Annotated in this window: 12 protein-coding genes and 1 tRNA gene; all 13 read left to right on the forward strand. The window is 62.6% G+C overall.

Annotation, left to right across the window (positions count from 1 at the left end; all coding sequences use genetic code 11):
- Window positions 1–77 precede the first annotated feature (77 nt).
- Complete coding sequence (locus GHT07_RS11240) at window positions 78–1,337, forward strand: branched-chain amino acid ABC transporter substrate-binding protein (protein ID WP_194792907.1); 1,260 nt, start codon at window positions 78–80, stop codon at window positions 1,335–1,337.
- Between the two features lie 18 nt (window positions 1,338–1,355).
- Entirely contained in the window at window positions 1,356–2,510 is a 1,155-nt protein-coding gene (locus GHT07_RS11245; RefSeq protein WP_153585183.1) for a pyridoxal phosphate-dependent aminotransferase, read from the forward strand.
- Window positions 2,511–2,525: 15 nt separating this feature from the next.
- Window positions 2,526–3,731, forward strand: coding sequence for a glycosyltransferase family 4 protein (locus tag GHT07_RS11250; protein ID WP_153585184.1), 1,206 nt, complete (start codon window positions 2,526–2,528; stop codon window positions 3,729–3,731).
- 78 nt (window positions 3,732–3,809) lie between these two features.
- On the forward strand, window positions 3,810–7,022 hold the full coding sequence (locus GHT07_RS11255; protein ID WP_153585185.1) for a beta strand repeat-containing protein: 3,213 nt from the start codon (window positions 3,810–3,812) through the stop codon (window positions 7,020–7,022).
- A gap of 115 nt (window positions 7,023–7,137) precedes the next feature.
- Window positions 7,138–10,386 carry a beta strand repeat-containing protein gene (locus GHT07_RS11260; protein WP_153585186.1) on the forward strand — a complete coding sequence of 1,083 codons (3,249 nt, stop codon included), beginning with the start codon at window positions 7,138–7,140 and terminating at the stop codon, window positions 10,384–10,386.
- 108 nt (window positions 10,387–10,494) lie between these two features.
- Window positions 10,495–10,758 (forward strand): 30S ribosomal protein S15, encoded by a 264-nt coding sequence (rpsO, locus tag GHT07_RS11265; protein ID WP_153585187.1) that lies wholly within the window; start codon window positions 10,495–10,497, stop codon window positions 10,756–10,758.
- A gap of 208 nt (window positions 10,759–10,966) precedes the next feature.
- On the forward strand, window positions 10,967–13,288 hold the full coding sequence (gene pnp / locus GHT07_RS11270) for a polyribonucleotide nucleotidyltransferase (protein ID WP_153585188.1): 2,322 nt from the start codon (window positions 10,967–10,969) through the stop codon (window positions 13,286–13,288).
- Window positions 13,289–13,348: 60 nt separating this feature from the next.
- On the forward strand, window positions 13,349–14,335 hold the full coding sequence (locus GHT07_RS11275) for an NAD(P)H-quinone oxidoreductase (RefSeq protein WP_153585190.1): 987 nt from the start codon (window positions 13,349–13,351) through the stop codon (window positions 14,333–14,335).
- Between the two features lie 2 nt (window positions 14,336–14,337).
- On the forward strand, window positions 14,338–15,084 hold the full coding sequence (gene tpiA / locus GHT07_RS11280) for a triose-phosphate isomerase (protein WP_153585192.1): 747 nt from the start codon (window positions 14,338–14,340) through the stop codon (window positions 15,082–15,084).
- Window positions 15,085–15,126: 42 nt separating this feature from the next.
- A complete protein-coding gene (gene secG, locus GHT07_RS11285) occupies window positions 15,127–15,549 on the forward strand; it encodes a preprotein translocase subunit SecG (protein WP_153585193.1) in 423 nt (140 codons plus the stop codon).
- 121 nt (window positions 15,550–15,670) lie between these two features.
- Window positions 15,671–15,755, forward strand: a tRNA-Leu gene (locus tag GHT07_RS11290).
- 65 nt (window positions 15,756–15,820) lie between these two features.
- Entirely contained in the window at window positions 15,821–16,192 is a 372-nt protein-coding gene (locus GHT07_RS11295) for an NADH-quinone oxidoreductase subunit A (protein WP_153585194.1), read from the forward strand.
- Between the two features lie 46 nt (window positions 16,193–16,238).
- On the forward strand, window positions 16,239–16,718 hold the full coding sequence (locus GHT07_RS11300; protein ID WP_153585196.1) for a NuoB/complex I 20 kDa subunit family protein: 480 nt from the start codon (window positions 16,239–16,241) through the stop codon (window positions 16,716–16,718).
- Window position 16,719 lies beyond the last annotated feature (1 nt).

A 16,719-nucleotide genomic window follows, 5' to 3' on the forward strand; every position in this document is an offset into this window, starting at 1 on the left:
CTTTCATTCGCGATCGCCGCATGCAACCTATCTGGTCATCGCGCGAATCTTTTCAAGGGAAAACAAGTTTGAAAAACATGCGTCGCCGGGTCTTGAAAACGTTGGCAGCAACTCTATTTGCTCCCGCTTTCGTTCACGCACAGGGCTCACCGGCACCCGTGAAGCTGGCCATGATCGAGGGCCTGTCGGGTGGCAACGCCAATGGTGGCGAGGCGGTGTTTCGCAACCTCGTGTGGGCGGTGGAGCGGGTGAACCAGCGCGGTGGTGTGGTCACTGCCGAGGGCCGGCGGCCGCTGCAGCTGGACCGGTACGACAGCAAGGGCCAGATCGAAGAGGCGCTGTCGGCGATGCGCTCTGCCATTGACGATGGCGCACGCTTCATCCTGCAAGGCAATTCTTCTGCCGTGGCGGCTGCGTTGATCGAGGCCGTGAACAAGCACAACGAGCGTGAGCCTCTGCGGCGCGTCGTGTTCCTCAATTACTCCGCGGTCGACCCGATCCTCACCAACGACAAGTGCAGCTTCTGGCACTTTCGCTTTGATGCGCACGCCGACATGCGCATGGGTGCGTTGATGTCGGTGATCAAGCAGGACGCGCAGCTGAAGTCTGTGTATTTGCTGGGGCAGGACTACAGCTTTGGCCAGGCGGTGCTTCGCGAGGCGCGCAGGCAGCTTGCCGTGCAGCGGCCCGATGTGCAGGTTGCAGGCGAAGAGCTGCATCCGATGTTCCGCGTGAAAGACTTTGCGCCGTATGCCGTGAAGATCAAGGCCAGCGGCGCGGGCGCGGTGATCACGGGCAACTTCAGCACAGACCTGACGCTGCTTGTGAAAGCCGCGCGCGAAATCGGCTTCGAAGGCAAGTTCTATACGTTCTACGGCAATGCGCTCGGCGCACCTGCTGCCATCGGCGAGGCGGGTGTGGGCAAAGTGGTTGCAGTCGCCGACTGGCTGCCAAATGTGCAGACGGCGCAAAGCGAAGCGTTCTATCAGTCGTTTCGCAAGCGCTATCCGCGGCCCGAAGACGACTATGTTCACATGCGCATGCAGCTGATGATCGAATCACTTGCGAAGGCGATCGACACTGCGCGCTCGACAGATGCAGTCGCTGTGGCCACGGAGCTGGAGCGCACGAGCGTGACGTTTGCGGGCCAGCAGGGCGCGATGCGTGCGGCGGACCATCAGTTCCAGCAGCAGCTGGTCGTCGGCATCATGGAAAAGCAGGGCTCACCGGGCGTGAAGTTCGATGTCGAAGGCTCGGGCTACGGCTTTCGCGTGATTCGCAGCATCACGGCTGCGCAGGCCGAATTGCCGACGACTTGTAAGATGAGCCGCTTGTAATTCACCGATACGGACACCATGCGCCACGCGATCCAGAACCTTGAAGAATCAAAAATCCGCGAAGTAGCGAACGCAGGCATGGGCCGCAGCGATGTGCTCGCTTTCTGGTTCGGCGAAAGTGATGAGGTCACGCCCGAATTCATCCGGCAAGCCGCGATCGCCTCGCTGCAAAAGGGCGAAACGTTCTATTCGCACAACCTCGGCTTGCCGGAATTGCGCGAGGCCGTTGCCGCGTACACCAGCAAGCTGCATGGCCCGGTGGCGGCTGGCCGCATCGCGATCACCTCAGGCGGTGTGAACGCGTTGATGCTGGCAATGCAGGCGCTGGTCGATGCGGGTGATCACGTCGTCGCTGTCACGCCGGTGTGGCCCAACCTCACGGCGCAGCCGTTGATCATGGGCGCGAAGCTGCAATGCGTGTCGCTGCATCCGCACGGCGGCGCTTGGCGGCTTGATTTGCAAGAGTTGCTCGATGCGATCAAGCCCGGCACCAAGCTGCTGATCGTCAATGCACCCAACAACCCGACGGGCTGGACGCTCACGCGCGAAGAGCAGCAGGCCATTCTTGATCACTGCCGCCGCACAGGCACGTGGATCATGGCCGACGAGGTGTACGAGCGGCTGTACTTTGAAGACACGCCCAATCGCTGCGCGCCGAGCTTTCTTGACCTGGCGACAGCGGACGACAAGCTCGTCGTGGCGCACAGCTTTTCCAAGAGCTTTCTCATGACGGGCTGGCGGCTTGGCTGGCTGGTGATGCCGACCGCGATGACGCATCACATGGGCAAGCTGATCGAGTTCAACACCTCGTGCGCGAGTGTTTTCACGCAGCGTGCCGCGCTGGTGGCGGTCGAGCGCACTGATGAGGTGACGCCTCGCGTGGTGGCCCATCTCAAGACGTGCCGCGACAAGCTTGTTCCGATGCTGCAGGCGTTGCCGCAGGTGAGCGTGGAGCCTGCGCGCGGTGGCATGTATGCGTTCTTCAAGCTTGACGGCTATGACGACTCGCTCGACACGGCCAAGCGGCTTGTCGTGGAGGCAGGCCTTGGCCTCGCCCCGGGCAATGCGTTCGCTCCCGAGGCGCAGGGCTGGCTGCGGTGGTGCTTTGCGTCGAAGGACTTGTCGCGCCTGGACGAGGGCGTGTCGCGCTTGCGCAATTGGCTGCAGCGCTGAGGGTGACGCCGCGCGATGTCTGAGGGCCAGCCGAGCATCCTGTATGCGTCACCCATGTGCACGCTGGACTTCACCAGCGGTGCAGCCATCTCGATTCACGCGCTGCTCGCTTCGCTGGCCGCAAGGGGTTTTCGCTCTGTGGCGCTGGAGGCGCAGCTGTTTGACTCGCCCCAGGGCGGGGCACTCGTTGAAGCTGCTGCGCAGCAAGCGGCGCTTGCGGGCCATCCGGTCTTGCAGACCACGGTGCTCGGTGTCGAGCACCTGATGGTGCGCACCGTCGCGCGGCAACGCCCGGACATGACGTCGCGCGAGGAAGAGTTCTATATCGACCGCTATCGCAAGGAGCTGCGGTTTCGCCGGCCCGACATGGTGATTCTCTGGGGCGACTTGCTGTTGGAGAGTGTGGTGATGAGGGAGGCTCGCGCGCTGGGCATTCCTGTCGTGTTCTACCTGGCAAGCGGCGGGTACCAGCGCAAGGAAACCTTCCAGGACGTGTCGGTCATCGTCACCGATACGCAGGCAACTGCTGATCTGTACAAAGAGCGGCTCGGGCTGGACTGCATACCCGTCGGCAAGTTCATCGACCCGGCGATGTTCAAGGCGCGCGAGCGAAAGCCGCAATACATCACCTTCATCAATCCCGCGCCGGAGAAGGGCGTGAATGTGTTCATGCCGCTGGCCAGGCTCGCGGCGCGTGAGGCACCTGACGTGAAGTTCCTCGTCGTGCAGGGGCGCGGCCGGTGGGATGCAGCGCTGAAGTCATTGCATTGCAAGCCGGGCGACTTTCCAAACGTGCAGGTCATCGAGCACCAGCAGAACATGCTGCCGGTTTATGGCGCGACGCGTGCGTTGCTGGTGCCATCGGTGTGGCATGAGAGCGGCGGGCGGGTGGTTGTCGAGGCATTGATCAATGGCATTCCGGTGCTGGCCAGCAGTTCGGGCGGACCGCCTGAACTGGTGGGGCAGGCGGGCAGGATTTTCGATCTTCCGGACGAGGTGAAGCAGCACCGTGATGTACCGGCGCCGGAGGCCGTCGTCAGGCCATGGCTGCAGGAGATCGAGCGCATCTGGCGCGACCCTGTGTACCACGCTGACCTCGCCGCGAAGGCGGGTCAGGAGGCGTTGAAGCACGACATCGAGCGCAACACCGACAGGTTCCTGGCGGCCGTTCAAGCCGCAACCCAGCGGCGCTTGGGACGAGGCGATCAGGAAGAAAAGTAAGCCGAATTACCGAGTCCCCAAGGCTGATGCGCAGCCGCGCAACCGTAGGTATCGTGACTGAAAGATCACCGTACCTCCATGAAAAAACGCCTGCCTCCTGAAACCGTGAGACGACTCGCGCTCGAGCCGCGTATCGTTTTTGATGCGGCCATTGCCGAGTCGGTAGCTGCGGCGGTGGCCGACGCAGCACTGCCGCACGCGTTGTCTCCTTCGTCAGTCAGCACGCGGGAAGACACGAGCTTCAGTTTCACAGGTGCCAGCCAGATCGGCGTGTCACTGGCTGACCTGGGTCAAAGCGGCTATACCGGCAGCACCGACAATCACGTCATTCTCAGTGTCTCGCACGGGTTGCTGAGTGCGAATGGTGTCGGCACGGCAAGCACGCTCGTCTTTTCGGGCGATGAGGTGACGCTTAATTCGATAATCGCCACTCTCCAGTACGAGCCTGCTGCCGACTACAACGGTACGGACACGCTCACTGGGCTGTTGCAGATTCCCAGCGGTGGCCCGCTGTTGAGCTTCGGCAGTACGCTCATCGCGATCAAGCCTGTGGCCGATATCGTGGCCGACTCTATCGAGGCACTGGCCGCAACGCCGGTCAGATTCAACGTCTTCAACGCCAACCCGGCCGAGCCCGACAACTTTGAAGACCCGGGCCGCCACGTCACGTCTGTCAGCCAGCTCAGCCAGCCGAACGCCGGTGTGCTCAACTGGGACTTCAATGGCACGGGCAACGGCGCCATGAGATTCACGCCCAAGCCGGGTTTCAGCGGCACGGTGACGTTCGACTACACCGTCACCTCGGGCGGTGTCACCGAGACAGCGACGGTCACCATTACTGTCGCGCCCGCAGTCAACCTGGCACCCGAGCAAACTGTTCCGAGCGCTATCGGTGCTGTTGAAGACACGGCGCTGTCTATCAATGGGATCACAGTGGCCGACAAAGACAGCGCCAGCGTCACCACCACCGTGAGTGTGCAGCACGGCACCGTGAGCGCCAGCGGCAGTGGCGGCACTCTCGCAGGCAACGGCACCAGCAGCCTGACCGTCAGTGGCACCGTGGCGCAGGTCAATTCGGCACTTGCCAGCCTGAGCTACAGCAGCGTTGCAGACTACAACGGCGCCGACATGCTGACGCTCAACACTGGCGATGGAACGTCGAATGTGATCGACACCGTCGCGATCGAAGTCGCACCTGTGCCGGACATCGTGGGCGACACACTGGTCACCAATCAGGACATTGCGGTCACTGCCAACTTGCTCACCGGCATCAATGGTGCATCGGCAGACAACTTCGAGGGGCTGCCCGTCATCACGGCCGTGACGCAGGGCGCGCATGGCACCGTCGCTATTGGCGTTGGCGGCAATGTGACTTACACACCCAGTGCGAATTACAGCGGCGCAGATGGCTTCACCTACACCGTCAGCTCGGGTGGGGTGACGGAGACTACTAGCGTGGCGGTGACCGTCAACGCGACAGCGCCTCCTGCGGTGACTTTGATCAACACCGACGAAGACACGACGTTCAGCTTCACGGGCGCTGACCAATTCAGCGTTTCGTTCGCGCAGCTTGGTTGGTCGGGCTACGCAGGCTCGACCGGTAGCACCATCACGCTGGCGGTTGCCCACGGCTCGCTGGCCATTGCAGGCGGTGCATCAGGAAGTACGTTGAGTTTGATGGGCAATGAGGCCGCGCTGAATGCGGCACTGGCCACATTGCAATACACGCCAGCGGCAGACTTCAACGGCGCTGATACGCTGACGGGCGTGCTCCAGCTCGCAAGCGGCGCAGGGATGCTCAATTTCGCCAGTGTCGATCTCCACGTGGCACCCGTATCCGACATCGTCGCTGATGCACTGGCAACCGACCAGAACATGGCCATCACGGCCAACTTGATCACTGGCACCAACGGTGCGTCGGCAGACAATTTTGAAGGCGCACCGGTGATCACCTCGGTCACTCAGGGCGCGCATGGCAGTGTTGCTGTCGGTGCTGGCGGCAATGTGACTTACACGCCCGATGCAAACTTCAGCGGCACTGACGGCTTCACGTACACCGTCACCTCGGGCGGCGTCACGGAGACAGCCGACGTGACGGTATCGGTCAAGCCTGCCATCGTTGAGCCGGTGAATTCGCCGCCGGGTAACAACGCGCCCGCGGCGGTCGCCGCAACTGAAGATGTTCCCTTCAGCTTCTTCGGTGCCAGCCAGGTCAGCGTCACAGACATCGACAACAACATCACGAGCGTGCAGCTGGGGGTGGCGCACGGCGCACTGACCGTCACGCCAGCCGGTTCGGCCACCATCTTTGTCGGCGCGAACGGCAGCGTCACGCTCACACTGATCGGCAATCAGTCCGACATCAATGCCAGCCTCGCGAGCTTGACTTATGTGCCGGGCGCCGACTTCAACGGTAGCGACACGCTGGCCATCCTGACCAAAGACGCCGCCAACGCAACGGCCACGAGTAGCGTCGCTATCACGGTCGCACCCGTCGCCGATATCGTGGCCGACAAGCTCACGACGAATGAAGGCACTGCGGTCACGGCCAACCTGATCGTGGGCACGAACGGCGCGTCGGCTGACAACTTCGAGGCGTCCCCCGTCGTCACCTCCGTGACGCAAGGCCAGCACGGCAGTGTCGCGGTGGGGGCGGGCGGCCATGTGACTTACACGCCGAACGCGAATTTCGTCGGCACTGACAGTTTCAGCTATACGGTCATATCCGGCGGCGTTTCCGAAGTCGCCACCGTGACCGTGGACGTGAAGCCCAATCCGCCGCCTGCACGACTGTCCCCGGGCTTCGAGCGGCGTGCCATCGGGCAACGACCAGCTGCAGAAATCAGCCCCCAGTCCCGTGTGTTGTCCGTGCAGGATGCCGTGCGCGGCGAGCCCGCGCCGTTTGACCCCGCGCTGTTCATCCAGCCCGTGGTTCGCGCGAGCCAGGCGCAGGCGCAGTTGCTTGCCAGGGACATCGTTGATGCCCGCGTAGCTGCGATGCACGAGGCCTTGTTTGACCCATTCAGCCTTTCCGCGCCAAACACGCAATTCACCTCGCCTGTACAGCAGGCGCAGCAGGATGCAGAGCGGGCCGATGGCAATGCGTCAGCTGGCGCGCAAGCCAGGGCTGGTGACGCGAAGGTGGAGGTTGGGGCGCCGGTGGCGGCTGCCGCAGCCCGCCCGGTGGCATCCAGTTTTTCGTCGCAGTTGCGCCGCGCTGGCCAAACCCTTCGCACCGCAGCAGGTCGCGACGACGCGCCTGCCAAGCGCGCCAATCCTGCGCGCCGCTGAGCGCTATGCCAGCCACGGCCCGGCCGCTGAATTCGCCGTCACAGCAGCACGAAAGGATAGTCATTTAGTGCAATAGGAATATGCACATGTAAACTATTAGACGTACAAATGCCAAATGACCATGACGTCTATGAAATCGCGCCTTGCACCTGAAACCCTGACGCGACTCGCGCTGGAGCCACGAATTGTTTTTGATGCGGCCGTTGCCGCTTCATTGAGCGATCCAGAGTCACATCACATCAACCGCGCGACTGAAATGGCGGCACCCTTGGCGGCGTCGCCATCCACAGTCCATGTGAAGGAAGACAACGCTCTCATCTTCAGCGGGGCGACCGGGATCTCGATTTCACTGGCAGACATTGGTTGGGGAGGCTTCGAGGAGTATCCGGATAGCCGTGTCAGCGTGAGCGTCGCGCATGGGTCGCTGAGTGCACCTGGCGTTGACGCAGCTAGTGCGTTGTTCTTCATGGGAACCGAGGCGAGCTTGAATGCAGCGTTGGCAACACTTCAATACAGACCAGCGCCGGACTACAACGGCAGCGACAAGCTCACGGCTGTGTTCAGCTTTCCAAGTGCGAGCGCCCAAGTTGAATTCGCTAGTGTGCCCATCGCGATCGCGCCTGTGCCTGACATCGTCCCAGATACATTCACAACACCAGCCGGCACGCCGATCACGTTCAACGTCTATGCCGCCAACCCGAACAAGCCCGACAATTTTGAGGACCCCGGGCACAAGGTCACCTCCGTCACGCAATTGAGCAAACCCGATGCAGGCGTGCTGAACTGGAACATCCACGGCAATGGCGACGGTGCCATGACTTTCACGCCCAAGCCAGGCTTCACCGGCACGGTGACGTTCACCTACACGGTCACTTCTGGCGGCGTCACTGAAACCACGACGGTCACCATCGACGTGCTGCCGCCGCCCAACCAGGTACCTACGCAAACCTTGCCAGCCACGCTGTCTGCTGTTGAAGACACCGCGCTTGCCATTGGTGGCATCAGCGTCGCCGATCCGGATAGCACGAACGTGAGCACAACGGTCAGTGTCTTGCACGGTACGCTGAGCACGACAGGGGGTGGGGCCATAGTCGTCGGAAACGGGACCGACACGCTAACGCTCAGCGGCACCACGGTGCAGGTCAATGCAGTCCTGGCAAGTCTGAGCTACATCGGCGTTGCCGACTACAACGGCGCCGATTTGCTGACCGTGAAAACCAGCGATGGGCTCTCGAGCGTGACCAACACGCTCGCATTCAATGTGGCCCCCGTCGTCGATATCGTGGGCGACGCACTGAGCACATCGCTGAACACGCCCATCACGGCGAACCTGATTGGCGGCGCCAACGGCGCATCGGCCGACAACTTCGAGGGCGCGCCCGTAATCACGTCGGTCACGCAGGGCGCACACGGCAGCGTGGCTATCGGCATCGGCGGCAACGTGACTTACACGCCTGGCAACAACTTCAGCGGCACTGACAGCTTCACCTACACGGTGACCTCCGGTGGCGTGACGGAGACGGCTGCCGTCACCGTTAACGTCAGCCCGGCGTCTTCCATCCCGGGCAACAACGCCCCTGTCACGATAGCGACGCTGGAGGACGTCCCGTTCAGCTTCTCTGGTGCCAACCAGATCAGCATCAGCGATCCGGACAAGAACCTCGCGAGCGTGCAGTTGAGCGTGGTGCACGGCACGATTGCCGTGACGCCTGTCGGGTCTGCGGCCGTGGTTGCCGGTGCGAATGGCAGTGTCACGTTGACGTTGGGCGGCAGCCAGGCCGACATCAACGCCAGCCTCGCGGGCCTGACCTACGTGCCGTTCGCCGACTACAACGGAGCCGATACGCTGGGCATCCTGTCGAAGGACGCAACCAATGAAACGGCTGTGAGCAGCGTGGCCATTACCGTGGCGCCTGTCGCCGATATCGTGGCTGACCAACTGGCGACGAGCCAGAACACGGCCATCACGGCCAATCTGGTCACTGGCACGCATGGCGCGTCGGCTGACAACTTCGAGGGCGAACCGGCCATCACGTCGGTGACTCAGGGTGCGCACGGCAGCGTGGCTGTCGGTGTCGGTGGCAACGTGACCTATCTGCCTGGTGTCGATTACATCGGCAACGACACCTTCACCTACACCGTCAGCTCCGGCGGCGTCACGGAGACCGCGACTGTCACGGTGACGATCAGCCCCGGAACTTCCGCGCCGGGCAACGGTGCGCCAGCGACGATCGCCACGACGGAAGACCTGCCCTTCAGCTTTTCCGGCGCCAACCAGATCAGCGTCACCGATGCCGACAACAACGTCACGAGCGTGCAGCTGGGCGTGGCACACGGCACGCTTGCCGTGACGCCGGTTGGCTCTGCGACCATTTTTGCCGGTGCGAACGGCAGCGTGACGTTGACGCTGAGCGGCAATCAGGCCGACATCAACGCCAGCCTCGCGAGCCTGAAATACGTCCCCAGTGCCGACTTCAATGGCAGCGACACATTGACGATCGTGAGCAAGGATGCGACCAGCGCTGCGGCCGTGAGTAATGTGGCGATCGCGGTGGCGCCGGTTGCCGATATCGTGTGCGACCAGCTCACCACGAATGAAGGCATAGCTGTCACGGCCAACCTGATCATCGGCACCAGCGGCGCTTCGGCAGACAACTTTGAAGGCGCGCCCGTCATCACCTCGGTAACCCAAGGCGCGCACGGCAGCGTTGTGATTGGCGCCGGAGGGAATGTGACCTACACACCGAACGCCAATTTCACCGGGATCGACCGGTTCAGGTACACCGTTACCTCAGGTGGCGTGACCGAATCCACGACTGTGACAGTCGACGTGAAGCCAAATCCGCCGTTGCCAGTCTTTTCGGAAATCACCCACAAAGATGCAGGCCGTCCTAGAGCGGCGGAAGTGACTACCCAGCCGCATGCGCTCTTTGTGCACTACGCGGTGCATGGCAAGCCGGTGCCGTTTGACCCCGCGTTGTTTGTGCAGCATGCCGTTCGCGACAGCCAGGAGCAGTCGATACTGCTTGCCCGGGAGGTTTCGCAGGCAAGCACTGCGCCAATGCGTGAGGCGTTGTTCGATTCGTTCAGCCTGTCTGCGCCCAGAACCGAATTCGTGTCGCCCGCACAGCAGGCTCTGCAAGTTGCGCAGCGGGCAGCTGCAAGCCCTGCAGCAGACGCGCAGGCCGCGCCTGCCGCCGACGCAAGTGCGCGGGGCGACGCCTCTGGCGCAGCCGGCTCCTTTTCCTCCCAGTTGCGCCGGGCAGGTGAGGCCCTTCGCACCTCAGCCGGGCGTAACGAGGCCGGCGCCAAACGTGCCAGCCCTGCAGTGCGCCACAGGCCCCCGATCGAGGCAAGAGGCTGAAAAGCCTGGTCGGGCTATAATCGAAAGGCTTTGCATTCCGCAAGGCGCACGTTGGCCGGCAGATTCCAGCTGCCAACGCAAGTGAACCATCCATTCCAAGGAAATCCAATGCTCGCCACCACCAAGGCCGAAGTCGTCAAGGCCAATGCACGCAGCGCCGCCGATACCGGCAGCCCCGAAGTGCAAGTTGCCCTCCTCACGGCACGTATCAACGAACTCACGCCGCACTTCAAGACCCACGCCAAGGACCACCATGGCCGCCGCGGTCTGCTGCGTATGGTCAACAGCCGCAAGAGCCTGCTGGCCTACCTGAAGAACAAAGACGCCGAGCGTTACTCAGCCCTGATCGCCAAGCTGGGCCTGCGCAAGTAAGCCGGAAAACGAAAAAAATCAAGAAAGCGCCTGAGTTAGTCCACTAGCTCAGGCGCTTTTGACTTCGGAGACGGCAAGACGAATACGCGCTGTGTCATTCCAGCAGGGGCCCTGCAAGGCTCCTCCTGGAATGGCATCGTGTTCGACACCGCTTCTCTCCGGGCACAAGGCGCAGCCTGATGCGCTCTACAACCAGGAGTATTCACACATGTCCATCTTCAACAAAGTCACCAAGACGTTCCAATGGGGCTCGCACACCGTCAAGCTTGAAACGGGTGAAATTGCCCGCCAGGCAGCTGGCGCCGTCATTGTCGACATCGAAGGCACCGTTGTGCTCGCCACCGTGGCTGCTGCCAAGACCTCCAAGGCAGGCCAGGATTTCTTCCCGCTGACGGTCGACTACATCGAGAAGACGTACGCCGCCGGCAAGATCCCCGGCAGCTTTTTCAAGCGCGAAGCCAAGCCCAGCGAACATGAAACGCTGACCAGCCGCCTGATCGACCGCCCGATCCGCCCGCTGTTCCCTGAAGGTTTCTTCAACGACGTGCATGTGGTCATCCACACGATGTCGCTCAACCCTGAAGTCGACGCAGACATCGCTGCCATGATCGGCGTCAGCGCCGCACTGGCCATCTCCGGCATCCCGTTCGCCGGCCCCATCGGCGCCGCGCGCGTGGGCTACATCAACGGCGAATACGTGTTGAACCCCGGCCAGACGGCCCGCAAGGATTCGCAGCTCGAGCTGATCGTCGCCGGCACGGAGTCGGCTGTGCTGATGGTCGAGTCGGAAGCCAACCAGCTCTCCGAAGAAATCATGCTGGGCGCCGTGGTGTTCGGCCATGAGCAGGGCAACATCGCGATCAACGCGATCCATGAGCTGGTCCGCGAAGGCGGCAAGCCTTCGTGGGACTGGAAGGCCGCACCGAAGGACGACATCCTGATCAACAAGGTCGTTGCCCTCGCTGAAGAAAAGCTGCGCGCTGCCTACCAGCTGCGCAACAAGCAGGCCCGCACGCATGCCACGCGTGAAGTGACCACCTGGACGATGATGGGCCTGAAGGCCGAAGGCGTTGAGTTCGACAGCGTCGCTGTCGAGAACATGCTGTTCGACATCGAAGCCAAGATCGTCCGCGGCCAGATCCTTGCCGGCGAGCCGCGTATTGACGGCCGCGACACGCGCACCGTCCGCCCCATCGAAATCCGCACTGGCGTGCTGCCACGCACCCACGGCTCGGCGCTGTTCACGCGCGGCGAGACGCAGGCGCTGGTCATCACGACCCTGGGCACCGAGCGCGACGCGCAGCGCATCGACGCACTGATGGGCGAGTATGAAGACCGCTTCATGTTCCACTACAACATGCCCCCCTTCGCCACTGGCGAAGTCGGCCGCATGGGCTCCACCAAGCGCCGCGAAATCGGCCACGGCCGCCTGGCCAAGCGCGCACTGATCCCGGTGCTGCCGAGCAAGGAAGACTTCCCCTACACCGTGCGTGTTGTTTCGGAAATCACCGAGTCCAACGGCTCTTCGTCGATGGCTTCGGTCTGCGGCGGCTGCCTCTCGCTGATGGACGCTGGCGTTCCGATGAAGGCACACGTTGCCGGTATCGCGATGGGCCTGATCAAGGACGGCAACCGTTTCGCCGTGCTGACCGACATCCTGGGTGACGAAGATCACCTGGGCGACATGGACTTCAAGGTGGCCGGCACCACCAACGGCATCACCGCCTTGCAGATGGACATCAAGATCCAGGGCATCACGAAGGAAATCATGCAGGTCGCACTGGCGCAAGCCAAGGAAGCGCGCATGCACATCCTGGGCAAGATGCAGGAAGCGCTGGGCGAAGCCAAGACCGAAGTGAGCAACTTCGCGCCGCGCCTGACGACCATGAAGATCAACCCCGACAAGATCCGCGACGTGATCGGCAAGGGCGGCGCCGTCATTCGCGCGCTGACCGAAGAAACCGGCTGCCAGATCAACATCGAGGAAGACGGCACGATCACCATCGCCTCCGCTGATCCGGCCAAGGCCGAATTCGCGATGCAGCGCATCCAGCAGATCACCGCTGAAGTCGAAATCGGCAAGGTGTACGAAGGCCCGATCACCAAGATCCTGGACTTCGGCGCCCTCGTCAACCTGCTGCCCGGCAAGGACGGCCTGCTGCACATCAGCCAGATCGCGCACGAGCGCGTCGAGAAGGTCACCGACTACCTGAGCGAAGGCCAGGTTGTGCGCGTGAAGGTTCTCGAGACCGACGAAAAGGGCCGCGTCAAGCTGTCGATGAAGGCGCTGCTGGAGCGTCCGGCTGGCATGCCCGAGCAGCAAGACCGCCCGCCGCGCGAACACCGCGGTGACCGTGGCGATCGTGGTGATGGTGGCGAGCGTCGCGAGCGCCGCGAACCGCGCGGTGACTTCCAGCCGCGTGGCGACCAGCAGCAGCGTGACCAACAGCAGCGTGACCAACAGCCGCGCGAGCAGCGCGAGCCGCAGCAGCAATCGCTGCCGCACACGCCGGTTGACTCACAGGAGTAAGCCCCTGGGCCGCTCGCGCAAGCAGCGGCCCATTGGCTGGCAACACATCGCAGGCACATCATGAAAGCCGTTGAAATCACCTCGTATGGCGCGCCGGAAGTCCTGCGCGTCGGCGACCGCCCCGAGCCTGTGGCCGGTGCGGGCGAGCTGCTGATTCGCGTGAGCGCGAGCGGCGTGAATCGCCCTGACGTGCTGCAGCGCACGGGCAACTATCCGGTGCCGCCAGGCGCGTCGGATATTCCGGGGCTGGAAGTCGCGGGCGTTGTCGTCAATGGCGACGCCGCAGCGATGGCTGCTGCAGGGCTGAAGGTCGGCGATCGCGTTTGCGCGCTTGTGGCCGGTGGTGGCTACGCAGAACTTTGCGTGGCGCCGGTGGGCCAATGCCTGCCTGTGCCTGCGGGCCTTTCGGACATTGAAGCGGCTTCGCTGCCTGAGACGTTCTTCACGGTGTGGAGCAACGTGTTCGACCGCGCGCGGCTGCAAGCTGGCGAGACACTGCTGATCCAGGGCGGCTCGAGCGGCATCGGTGTCACGGCCATCCAGATGGCCAAGGCGCTGGGAGCCACCGTATTCGTGACGGCGGGCAGCGACGACAAGTGCGACGCATGCATCGAGCTGGGTGCCGATCACGCGATCAATTACAAGACGAAGGATTTCGTCGCCGAGGTGAGCGCGCTGACCGGCGGCAAGGGCGTCAATGTCGTGCTCGACATGGTGGCCGGCGCTTACGTCGCACGTGAAGTGCAGTGCATGGCCGAAGACGGCCGCATTGTCATCATCGCGGTGCAAGGCGGCACGAAGAGCGAGTTCAATTCCGGGCTGGTGCTGCGCAAGCGGCTGGTCATCACCGGCTCGACTTTGCGTCCGCGCCCCATTGAATTCAAGACGGCCATCGCCAAGTCCCTGAAAGACAAGGTCTGGCCGCTGGTCGAGCGCGGTGCCATCAAGCCCGTGATCCACAGCACGTTCCCTGCAGCCGATGCTGCCAAGGCGCATGAGCTGATGGAGTCGAACCAGCACATCGGCAAGATCGTCCTGACCTGGTAACCATGCCTTCACACAAGCTAATCGCTGGCAACTGGAAGATGAACGGCAGCCTGGCCGAGAACGAGGCGCTCGTGCGCGCCATCGCGGCCGGCATGGGTGAAGCGACATGCACGGTAGCCGTCTGCGCGCCTGCGCTGTACCTGGGCCAATTGCAGCAGCTGCGCGCGGGTTCGCGCCTGGAAGCCGGCGCGCAAGATGTATCGGCGCACACGCAAGGCGCGTACACCGGCGAAGTCTCCGCGAAGATGCTCAAGGAATTTGGCGTGCGCTATGCGATCGTCGGTCATTCCGAGCGCAGGCAGTATCACCACGAGAGCGATGCGCTGGTGGCAGACAAAGCCAAGGCGGCGCTTGCTTCGGGCATCACACCGATTGTCTGCGTGGGCGAAACCCTGGCCGAGCGCGAAGCGGGCAAGACCGAAGAGGTCGTCAAGCGCCAGCTGGCTGCGGTGATCCACACCAATGGGCATTGCATCAGCGAAGTCGTGGTCGCATATGAGCCCGTCTGGGCTATCGGCACGGGCAAGACAGCAACGCCGGAAATGGCGCAGCAAGTGCATGCGGTGCTGCGCGCGCAGTTGAAGGCCGCGACGGACCACGCCGATCGCGTGCACATTCTTTATGGCGGCAGCATGAATGCTGCCAATGCGCAGGCCTTGCTTGCGCAGCCGGACATCGATGGCGGGCTGGTGGGCGGAGCTTCGCTCAAGGCTGCCGATTTCCTGCAGATCGTTGCCGCAGCGCGTTGAACGCGGCGCGGCGCAAATCAGAACAACGGAGTTGATAGAAAAATGAACGTGATTCTCACCATCGTCCTGGCTGTCCAGATGCTGTCGGCACTGGGCATGATCGGCCTCATCCTCGTGCAGCACGGCAAGGGTGCCGACATGGGCGCGGCCTTTGGCAGCGGCGGCTCTGGCAGCCTCTTCGGTGCCAGCGGCAGCGCCAACTTCCTGTCGCGCACAACGGCCGTGCTTGCCGGCATCTTCTTCGTCTGCACGCTTGCGCTGGCTTACTTCGGCAACCTGCGTGCTCCTTCCGCGGGTGGCGGCAGTGTGCTCGACGGTGCTGCACCTGTCACGGCGCCAGCGGCCTCCGGCGCTGCTGCGCAGATCCCGGTCACTGCGGCGCCTTCAGCGGCACCTGCTTCAGCAGCAGTGGCACCGGTGCCTGCTGCGCCTGCTTCGGGCGCTGGTCAAATCCCGACGAAGTGAATCGTGTTTTCCTCTGCCATCGCGAGAGGAAAACGCTCAGTTTCAGGGTAAACTCCTACGCTGTCAGGAAGACGAATTTCCGTTGAAGACCTCGCGTCTTTCGGGCACACAAGTTACGACTGCCGTCGTGGTGAAATTGGTAGACACGCTATCTTGAGGGGGTAGTGGCGAAAGCTGTGCGAGTTCGAGTCTCGCCGACGGCACCAGAGAAGAAAATGGGGCTCCGGGCAACGCGTTCAACGCGTCCTTGCTGCCCCGCGAGAAGCCCACGATGAACCTCGATCAGTACCTGCCTGTCCTCCTGTTTATCCTGGTTGGCGTGGCAGTCGGTGTGATCCCCCAGGTACTTGGCTGGGTTTTCTCCAGCGCAATGGGCGTGCGCAAGCCGGACGCGCAGAAGAACTCCCCTTACGAATGCGGCTTCGAGGCCTTTGAAGACGCCCGCATGAAATTCGACGTGCGTTACTACCTCGTCGCCATCCTGTTCATCCTTTTCGACCTCGAAATCGCGTTCCTGTTTCCGTGGGCCGTGGCCCTCAAGGACATCGGCATCGTCGGCTTCTGGTCCATGATGCTTTTCCTGGGCATCCTGGTCGTCGGCTTCATCTACGAATGGAAGAAGGGCGCACTCGACTGGGAATGACCCGCGGGCGCATTCAACCATCAGCAAACCGGAAAGCAACGCGTCAATGGCTACTGAAGGCATTCTCGACAAGGGCATGGTCACGACCACCGTCGACTCGGTGATCAATTGGGCCAAGACAGGCTCCCTCTGGCCGATGACATTCGGCCTCGCGTGCTGCGCTGTGGAAATGATGCATGCGGGCGCAGCCCGCTACGACATTGACCGCTTCGGCATGCTGTTTCGCCCCAGCCCGCGCCAGTCCGACCTGATGATCGTGGCCGGCACGCTCTGCAACAAGATGGCGCCCGCATTGCGCAAGGTGTACGACCAGATGCCCGAGCCGCGCTGGGTGCTGTCGATGGGTTCATGCGCCAACGGCGGCGGTTACTACCACTACAGCTATTCGGTCGTGCGCGGATGCGACCGCATCGTGCCGGTCGATGTGTACGTGCCCGGCTGCCCACCCACGGCAGAGGCACTGCTTTACGGAATCATCCAGCTGCAGCAAAAAATCCGCCGCACGCAAACGATTGCGCGGGCCTGAT

Source organism: Caenimonas koreensis DSM 17982, assembly GCF_009646335.1.
Lineage (GTDB): Bacteria > Pseudomonadota > Gammaproteobacteria > Burkholderiales > Burkholderiaceae_C > Ramlibacter > Ramlibacter koreensis.